The sequence below is a fragment of the Pseudomonas sp. TNT2022 ID642 genome, from assembly GCF_028656995.1.
Lineage (GTDB): Bacteria > Pseudomonadota > Gammaproteobacteria > Pseudomonadales > Pseudomonadaceae > Aquipseudomonas.
The window spans coordinates 1-7,925 of record NZ_JAMDGW010000039.1 but is presented as its reverse complement, the minus strand read 5'-3'; the positions used below and the strand labels follow the sequence as shown (position 1 = coordinate 7,925).

Genomic DNA, 7,925 nt, shown 5'->3' with positions numbered 1-7,925 from the left:
CGGCTCCCGCGTTGGGATATTCGATAGCGATTCCAGGCTCGTCCCCACGCAGAGCGTGGGAATCCCTCAGCGGCCGCTCCGCGTTCGGCTCTGGAGGGGACGCGGAGCGTCCCGGGCTGCATTCCCACGCAGAGCGTGGGAACGATCAATGCCGCAGAACTGAGCACACCCATCCAATTTCTTCCCGACCATCATTGGCATGATTCCGGCCAATGACATTTCAAGGGTCGGGTCATGAATGCCTCAACAGATGAACAGGCACGCGACATCGGTTTGCTGTTCCTGCGGGTCAGCGGCGGGTTGTTTCTGCTGTGGGTCCACGGCTTGCCCAAGCTGCTCGACTTCACCGCGCAACTGCAACTGATCGAAGACCCGTTCCACCTCGGATCTCACCTCACCTTGATTCTGGCGATCTTTGCCGAAGTCCTCTGTCCGCTACTGATCGTCGCCGGGTTACTGGCGCGATTGGCCTGCGTGCCTATTCTCTTTGTGCTGCTGGTGGCGCTGCTGGTCGTGCATCCGCAATGGAGTGTGGCCGAAGGGCAGTTCGGCTGGTTGCTGCTGATCCTGTTTACCACCGTGTTGATCGCCGGGCCGGGACGGCTGGCGATTTCTGCTCGTTTGCCCGGAGTGTTGCGTTATGCCTGAAGTCCTCAATCCACAGTCACCGGGGGCCGATGAGACGGTCACATTGATCATCAAACACCGGGTCAAGGCCGGTTTCGAGTCGGCGTACGAGGCCTGGCTGCGCAATATCGTCCGCGTGGCGGGGCAGCGTGAAGGCCATCTGGGTGTGGACGTGGTGCGTGGCAAGCGCGGTCGTCTCGATTTCTACACCTGCGTGCTGCGCTTCAGCACCACCGAGGCGATGCAAGGCTGGCTGGAATCGCCGCAGCGTCAGGCACTGGTCGCCGAAGCCGCGCCAATGCTGGCTGATGGCGATCAGACCGAAGTCGCGCCGATCAAGGAATTCTGGTTTACCCCACTGGCCGATGCCGCTTCGCCGCCGCCGCGCTGGAAGCAAGCAGTGGTCACGCTGCTGGTGATTCTGCCGCACACCTTGCTCGTGCCGCTTATCTGGGGGCCGCTGCTGGCGCTGCATCCGCTTCTTTCCAACTACGTGGTCGCCACGTTCCTGATCACCCTGACCATCGTTCTGTCGGTGGTGTACGTGGTGATGCCGCCGGTCACCCGTTTGTTTACGCCGTGGCTCGAAGCCAGCCAGACCCATGAACACCTCGATTCCCAAGAAACCTCGCCACGCTGAGCGCGCGGGGGTTTGCTCCTTTTCACTTTGCTTGAGGAACTGCGATGAGCGCCGATCTGATTCTGTTCAATGGCCAATTTCATACCGTAGACCGTACCAAACCGCTGGCCAGTGCCGTGGCCATCACTGACGGCCGCTTCGTTGTCGTCGGCAACGACAACCAGGCCATGGCCCTGCGCGGGCCGAACACGCAAGTGGTCGATATGCACGGCCGCTGCGTGATCCCGGGTCTCAACGACTCGCACTTGCACCTGATCCGTGGCGGTTTGAACTACAACCTCGAATTGCGCTGGGAAGGCGTGCCGTCGCTGGCCGACGCGCTGCGCATGCTCAAGGATCAGGCCGACCGCACGCCGACCCCGCAATGGGTGCGCGTGGTCGGTGGCTGGAACGAATTCCAGTTCGCCGAAAAACGCATGCCGACCCTCGAAGAAATCAACCAGGCCGCGCCGGACACCCCGGTGTTCATCCTGCACCTGTATGACCGTGCGCTGCTCAATCGCGCCGCGCTGCGCGTGGCCGGCTACACCCGCGACACGCCCAACCCACCGGGTGGCGAGATCGTCCGCGATAGCAATGGCAACCCGACCGGCATGCTGGTTGCGCGGCCGAACGCGATGATTCTCTACTCGACGCTGGCCAAGGGGCCGAAGCTGCCACTGGAATATCAGGTCAACTCGACCCGCCAGTTCATGCGCGAACTCAATCGCCTCGGCCTGACCAGCGCGATCGATGCCGGCGGCGGTTTCCAGAACTACCCGGACGATTACCAAGTGATCGAGCAACTGGCCAAAGACGACCAGTTGACCGTGCGCATCGCTTACAACCTGTTCACCCAGAAGCCGAAAGAAGAGCTGAGCGATTTCCAGAACTGGACCGGCAGCGTCAAGTTGCATCAGGGCGACGACTTCCTGCGCCACAACGGCGCCGGCGAAATGCTGGTGTTTTCGGCGGCGGACTTCGAAGACTTCCTCGAACCACGCCCCGATCTGCCACAAACCATGGAAGAAGAGCTGGAGCCGGTGGTGCGCCACTTGGTCGAGCAGCGCTGGCCGTTCCGTTTGCACGCGACTTACAACGAATCCATCAGCCGTATGCTCGACGTGTTCGAGAAGGTCAACCGCGACATTCCGTTCAACGGTCTGCCGTGGTTCTTCGACCATGCCGAAACCATCACCCCGCAAAACATCGAGCGTGTGAAAGCGCTGGGCGGCGGCATCGCGATTCAGGATCGCATGGCGTTCCAGGGAGAGTACTTCGTCGACCGCTATGGCAAGCAAGCCGCCGAAGCCACCCCACCGATCAAACGCATGCTCGCCGAAGGCGTACCAGTCGGCGCCGGCACTGATGCCACGCGTGTTTCCAGCTACAACCCGTGGACCTCGTTGTACTGGATGGTCAGCGGTCGCACCGTCGGCGGTCTGGCCTTGTACGAAGAAGGTTTGCCGCGCACCACCGCGCTGGAACTGTTCACCCACGGCAGCGCCTGGTTCTCCTCGGAGCAGGGCAGGAAAGGCCAGATCAAGGTCGGGCAACTGGCGGATCTGGCGGCGCTGAGCGCGGACTTCTTCCATGTCGAGGAAGAAGCGATCAAGTGGATCGAATCGGTCATGACCGTGGTCGGCGGCAAGATTGTTTACGCGGCCGGCGACTTTGAAGACCTCGGCCCGCGTTCGATTCCGGTGCTGCCGGATTGGTCGCCGGTGGTGAAAGTCCCGGGCCACTGGCGGCCGAATTCGCCATTGCAGGCGCAGGTGCACCAGTGCAGCGGCCCGTGCGCGGTGCACACCCACAGCCATGAAAAGGCGCGGATGTCGAATGCGCCGGTCAGCGACTTCGTCGGTTTCTGGGGCGCGTTCGGCTGTTCCTGCTTCGCTTTCTGATTCCCCCTGAAGCGCCGGCCATCCGGTCGGCGCTCAACGCTTCATCCATCCGTCCATCAGGAGTTTTCCCATGAGCGTTCCTTACACACGTCTGAACAAAGATGATGCGGTCGTACTGCTGGTCGATCACCAGACCGGCCTGATCTCGCTGGTCCAGGATTTCACCCCGAACGAATTCAAGAACAACGTGCTGGCGCTGGGCGACATCGCCAAGTTCTTCAAGCTGCCGACCATTCTGACCACCAGTTTCGACGCAGGTCCCAACGGCCCGATCGTGCCTGAGCTGCGTGAGCAGTTCCCGGATGCACCGTTTATTCAACGCCCGGGGCAGATCAATGCCTGGGACAACGAAGATTTCGTTAAAGCAATCAAGGCTACCGGGCGCAAGCAACTGATCATTGCTGGTGTGGTGACTGACGTTTGCGTGGCGTTCCCGACCTTGTCGGCGATTGCTGAAGGCTACGAAGTGTTTGTGGTGACTGACTCGTCGGGCACTTTCAACACTACCGTGCAGCAAGCGGCGTGGGCGCGGATGTCGGCGGCGGGTGCACACCTGCTGAACTGGTTCTCGGTGGCGTGCGAGCTGCAGGGCGACTGGCGCAACGACATGGAAGGTTTGGCGCATCTGCTGTCGGAGCGTCTGCCTAACTACCGCAACCTGATCAACAGCTATACCAAGTTCACCGCTAAGTAAGCTCAAAAGATCGCAGCCTGCGGCAGCTCCTACAAGGGGAACGCATTCCAATGTAGGAGCTGCCGCAGGCTGCGATCTTTTGCTTTCAACGCTTTTGAAGCCACCCCAAAAAACCACCTTTCCTCACCACCACCGGTTTGCCCATCAACGCGAGGCGACTGTTCTGCTGACGCACCGCCTGCAATTTATTCAACGCCCGACCCACCTCCGTGCGCTGTTCCATGCACTGACGAGTCAGGCTCTTGTCGAGACGATAAATGATGCTCGACGTCAACGCCGTGAACGTCGCCTGCGACGGTGTATCCGCGAGAATGCTCTGTTCACCCATGACCTCACTCGGCCCCATCCGGCCAGCCTCAACCTTGCTGTCGCCGTCCGCCAACGTCGCACTGACCACCCCGGTGGCAATCAAGAACAGACTCTCCGGCACCTCGTCCAGATCCAGCACCACCTGGCCCGCCGCATACTGCTGCGCGACCATCGATTCGGCGAGGCGATCACGTTCCTCACTGCTCAGCGAGCGGAAGATTTTCACCTCATCGAGCAACGCACGAGCACGGGTCGACGGTTCGATCACGCCATCCGGGTGCCGCGAAATACCCGCTGCTTCGAGATGCCGGTGGGCGAGGTCGAACAGTTGATTGCGCACTTCGCTTTTTTTGCCGAGCTCGGCGATGAACCCGCTGGCGACGTATTCCGACATGGTTTCACCGGCCTCTTTCAACACGGCTTTCGGCGCTGGCGTCAGCAACAGCGAACTGCTGCCCTGCAAGGTGCGATCAAGTGCATCCAGTACCCGGCGTGGGCGGATGTGATTCGGCACCTGAATGCTGATCGACACGCCGTGCATGTTGTTCGGGCGGCTGAGGTTGACGATCTTTGCCTTGGCCGCCACCGAGTTCGGCACCACGGCCATGGTTCCGGCGCTGGTCAGCAGGTGGGTGGCGCGCCAGTCGATGTCGAAGACTTTGCCTTCGACGCCGTCGATCACCACAAAATCATCCACCTGATACGGCTTGGTGGTGTTGAGCACGATCCCGGAAAACACATCGGCCAGGGTGCTTTGCAGCGCCAGACCGACAACGATGGCCACCACGCCCGAAGTCGCCAGCAAACCTTTCACCGGCAACTCCAGCACGTAACCGGCCGCGGCGACCGTTGCGACCAGAAACACCAGAGCGCCGATCACGTCCTGCAGCAAACGACCGCTGTGGCCGATGCGGCGCATCAGTGCCAAACCGATGACTTCGGTCAGCACCCGCGCCGCGTACAGCCACCAGAGAATCCCCAACGCCGTCGCACCCAACTGCGCAACGCGGTCATCGGCAAATTGTGCTGCTTGCAACGGACTGACGCCGGCGTTGATCACCAGCGCGGTGAACGCCAGAAACAGCACCAGCCGCACAGCGACTCTCGGGGCACGATGGGTGAACGGCGAGAAGTGCCAGAGCACGGCGTCGAGCAGCAGCAGGGCGGCGCTCCAGGACAGCAGGTGAGTGTAGAAAAGGGTCATGACCGAAGCTCCGCAGTGTCTGCCAATAAAAAGATCGCAGCCTGCGGCAGCTCCTACAGGGAAATGCATTCCAATGTAGGAGCTGCCGAAGGCTGCGATCTTCTGCCGTTAAGGCTGCAAGTGGGTTTTCAGTTCAGCCGCTGCCTGACGCACCGCCGCTTTCACTTCCGGAATCTGACTCAGCGGATTAAGCAAACCGAAGTCATGAATCATCCCGTTGTAACGCACCGAGGTCACCGCCACACCCGCCGCATCAAGGTGCCGCGCATAACCTTCGCCTTCGTCACGCAGCACGTCGAATTCGGCGGTCTGCACCAGTGCGGCGGGCAGGCCCTTGAGCTGTTCGGTGCTGGCGTTGAGCGGCGATGCGTGGATCTGCGCACGTTCGGCCGGGTTGGTGGTGTAGTTGTCCCAGAACCACTGCATCATGCCTTTGGTGAGGAAATGGCCCTCGGCGAATTGCTGGTACGAACCGTCGTCGAACTGCGCGTTGGTCACCGGCCACATCAGCAGCTGGAAGCGCAGCGCCGGGGCTTTCTGTTCTTTGGCCATCAGGGCGACGACCGCCGCCATGTTGCCGCCGACGCTGTTGCCGGCCACCGCCAGACGCTTGCCGTCGACACCGATATCTTTGCCGTGCTCGGCCACCCATTTGGTCGCGGCGTAGGCCTGGTTGATTGCGGTCGGGTACTGCGCTTCCGGCGACGGCGTGTAATCGACGTACACCGCGACGGCGCCAGAGCCCACCACCAAGTCGCGAATCAGGCGTTGGTGAGTCGGGTAATCGCCGAGCACCCAGCCGCCACCGTGGAAGAACATGAACACCGGCAATTCGCCTTTGACCTTGGCCGGACGCACCACTTTCAGGTTGATCGTCTGACCATCGACCTTGATCGCCTTGTCGCTGACTTCAACACCGGACAGATCCACTTTCACCGAAGCCTGGGCGCCGGTCAGCACTGCACGGGCGTCTTTCGGGCTCAGTTGCTCCAGCGGTTTGCCACCGCCGGCGGCGAGGGCGTTGAGGAAGGCTTGGGTGTTGTGTTCAACGCCGCTGCTTTCAGCGGCGAAAGCGTTGCCGATGGACAGGGCGAGGAGGGAAGCGGTGAGGGTTTTCTTGATGTTCATGTTCAATTCCATTTTTGAGTGTTTATGCGTTCGTGTAGGAGCTGCCGAAGGCTCGGGCCGCGATCGGACGGTCTTTTGATCCTGTTTGTTGCCCTTTTCCAGCAGCACCGCAGATCAAGATCAAAAGATCGCAGCCTGCGGCAGCTCCTACCTGTTCAGGGTTGTTTTCAAACCGTGAGCACAGATTAATGAGCTGCTCGAAAGTGAAAAAGCGGCTATAAAGCGTTTAACTGTCCACCAGAGAGTGACAATGAACCCGTTCGAAGACATGCGTATTTTTTGCCAGGTCATGGACTCCGGCAGCTTCACCTCCGCGGCCGATCAACTGGGCCTGTCCAAGCAGTTCGTCAGCCGACGCTTGATGCAACTGGAAGAGCGCCTCGGCGTGCGCTTGTTGAACCGTTCGACCCGGCGCCTGGACGTCACGCCGCTGGGGCAGAGCTATTACGAATCGGCATTGCGCCTATTGGGCGAAGTCGAGCAAGTGGAGCAGGGCATCGCCGGGCAGACCGCCGAGCCACGCGGGACGATTCGCCTGAGTGCGCCGCTGTCGTTTGCCGTGGCGCATCTGGGGTGTCTGCTGCCGATGTTCTTGCAGCGCTATCGCGAGGTCACGGTCGAGGTGGATTTGAGTGACCGCCCGGTGGATTTGCTCGGTGAGGGCTACGATCTGGCGCTGCGCATTGGCGTGCTCGAAGATTCGACATTGATCGCCCGGCGCATCGCGTCGATTGAACGGGTGTATTGCGCCAGCCCGGCCTACCTCGCCGAGCGCGGCACGCCGCAGCAACCCGAAGATCTGCTCAGCCATGACTGCCTGCCGTACGGTCATGGGCGCTCGGTGCAGTGGCGGTTCAATGCGGGGCAGGGCAAGCCGCTGTTGGTCAACGTCACCGGGCGCATGCGCGTGAACAACGGCGAGTTGCTCAGGGATGCGGCAGTGCAGGGGATGGGGATTACCTATTTGCCGACGTTCATTGTCGGCGCGGCGCTGAAGGATGGCCGCTTGGTGCCGGTGCTGGATGATCTGCGGCCGGAGCCGCTGACACTTTCAGCCGTTTACCCACAGCATCGCCAGGCCTCAAGGCCGGTGCAGGCGCTGGTCGAGTTCCTGCGCGAACGCCTGAATCAGAACAACGTCGCCCTTTGAGCCGTACGCAGATCAAACTGTAGGAGTGAGCCTGCTCGCGATAGCATTCTGTCTGTCACAGCTTCAGTGTCTGAATGACCGCTATCGCGAGCAGGCTCACTCCCACAATTGATGGTGGTTGTCTGCGGAATCTGCGCACGCCACAAAACCCTGTGGGAGCGAGCTTGCTCGCGAAAGCGGTGTGTCAGTCAAAACATCATTGGCTGACCCACGGCATTCGCGAGCAAGCTCGCTCCCACATTGGATTATGGTTGTCTGCGGAATATGTAAACGCCACAAAACCCTGTGGG

7 protein-coding genes are annotated in these 7,925 nt (G+C 60.9%); 5 read left to right on the top strand and 2 right to left on the bottom strand.

What is annotated here, in order from left to right:
- Positions 1-234 precede the first annotated feature (234 nt).
- The 4 genes from M5G26_RS28020 (at position 235) to ycaC (ending at position 3,844) form a co-directional block, all read left to right on the top strand.
- On the top strand, positions 235-648 hold the full coding sequence (locus tag M5G26_RS28020) for a DoxX family protein (protein ID WP_273917048.1): 414 nt from the start codon (positions 235-237) through the stop codon (positions 646-648).
- Positions 641-1,267, top strand: a complete 627-nt coding sequence (locus M5G26_RS28015; protein ID WP_273917047.1) for an antibiotic biosynthesis monooxygenase — start codon at positions 641-643, stop codon at positions 1,265-1,267. Before M5G26_RS28020 ends, M5G26_RS28015 begins: the two co-directional genes overlap by 8 nt.
- Before the next feature lie 44 nt (positions 1,268-1,311).
- Positions 1,312-3,150, top strand: coding sequence for an amidohydrolase (locus M5G26_RS28010; protein ID WP_273917046.1), 1,839 nt, complete (start codon positions 1,312-1,314; stop codon positions 3,148-3,150).
- Positions 3,151-3,220: 70 nt separating this feature from the next.
- Positions 3,221-3,844: an isochorismate family cysteine hydrolase YcaC gene (gene ycaC / locus M5G26_RS28005; RefSeq protein WP_007913541.1), complete on the top strand. Its 624-nt coding sequence runs from the start codon at positions 3,221-3,223 to the stop codon at positions 3,842-3,844.
- Between the two features lie 85 nt (positions 3,845-3,929).
- Here the strand turns inward: ycaC and M5G26_RS28000 are convergent, their stop codons facing one another.
- Complete coding sequence (locus M5G26_RS28000) at positions 3,930-5,357, bottom strand: mechanosensitive ion channel family protein (protein WP_273917045.1); 1,428 nt, start codon at positions 5,355-5,357, stop codon at positions 3,930-3,932.
- Positions 5,358-5,465: 108 nt separating this feature from the next.
- A complete protein-coding gene (locus tag M5G26_RS27995) occupies positions 5,466-6,485 on the bottom strand; it encodes an alpha/beta hydrolase (protein ID WP_273917044.1) in 1,020 nt (339 codons plus the stop codon).
- Positions 6,486-6,735: 250 nt separating this feature from the next.
- On the opposite strand from M5G26_RS27995, the gene M5G26_RS27990 reads away from it, so the two are divergent.
- The gene (locus M5G26_RS27990) at positions 6,736-7,635 is read left to right on the top strand and encodes a LysR family transcriptional regulator (protein ID WP_273917043.1); all 900 of its coding nucleotides are present in this window, start codon (positions 6,736-6,738) and stop codon (positions 7,633-7,635) included.
- Positions 7,636-7,925: the final 290 nt, after the last annotated feature.

Coding starts and splice junctions, on each gene's coding strand:
- M5G26_RS28015 (WP_273917047.1), top strand. CDS start 641: ATGCCTGAAGTCCTCAATCCACAGTCACCGGGGGCCGATGAGACGGTC.
- M5G26_RS27990 (WP_273917043.1), top strand. CDS start 6,736: ATGAACCCGTTCGAAGACATGCGTATTTTTTGCCAGGTCATGGACTCC.
- M5G26_RS28020 (WP_273917048.1), top strand. CDS start 235: ATGAATGCCTCAACAGATGAACAGGCACGCGACATCGGTTTGCTGTTC.
- M5G26_RS28000 (WP_273917045.1), bottom strand. CDS start 5,357: ATGACCCTTTTCTACACTCACCTGCTGTCCTGGAGCGCCGCCCTGCTG.
- M5G26_RS27995 (WP_273917044.1), bottom strand. CDS start 6,485: ATGAACATCAAGAAAACCCTCACCGCTTCCCTCCTCGCCCTGTCCATC.
- ycaC (WP_007913541.1), top strand. CDS start 3,221: ATGAGCGTTCCTTACACACGTCTGAACAAAGATGATGCGGTCGTACTG.
- M5G26_RS28010 (WP_273917046.1), top strand. CDS start 1,312: ATGAGCGCCGATCTGATTCTGTTCAATGGCCAATTTCATACCGTAGAC.